General features: G+C 55.7%; 1 protein-coding gene. It reads right to left on the bottom strand.

From position 1 onward, the window contains the following. A partial coding sequence (locus MXD62_RS10130; protein WP_368862373.1) for a HAMP domain-containing protein occupies positions 1–483 on the bottom strand: 483 nt, incomplete at both ends.

A 483-nucleotide genomic window follows, 5' to 3' on the forward strand; every position in this document is an offset into this window, starting at 1 on the left:
GCCATACTCAGTTGGCCGATCTCGTCACTTCCATAGATGCGAACCGTCCGGTTAAAATCCCCGTCCGCGACAGCCGTTGCCTGCCGGGTCATTTCCTTCACCGGCTTGGTGATGGTTCGTGCCAACACAACGCCCAATACAGCGGTAAACAGCAGGGCAAACCCTGTGCCGGTAGCAAGAATGCCGGTAATCTTGCGGATCGTCGTATACATGTTCTCCATTGATGCAACCATGTAGACAGCGCCATACACGATGTTTTCTCCCTTTACGGGAACGACCAGTACTTTTACCCGGTGGCCGCTGCGAGGATCAATGCGCAGCGATTCTGTCCGCGTGCCCAACAGCGCGACCGCTACCTCAGGCTGGGAGGTTCGCTGCCCGATAATGCTCCGATCTTCTCCGGTGGTACTGATGACGTTGCCGTTTTCGTCGATCACCTGCACATTGGCGGTCGGGCTGTTCAGCTTCACGAGATTATTGATC

It is taken from the genome of Frankia sp. Mgl5, from assembly GCF_023242985.1.
Taxonomy (GTDB): domain Bacteria; phylum Actinomycetota; class Actinomycetes; order Frankiales; family Frankiaceae; genus Parafrankia; species Parafrankia soli.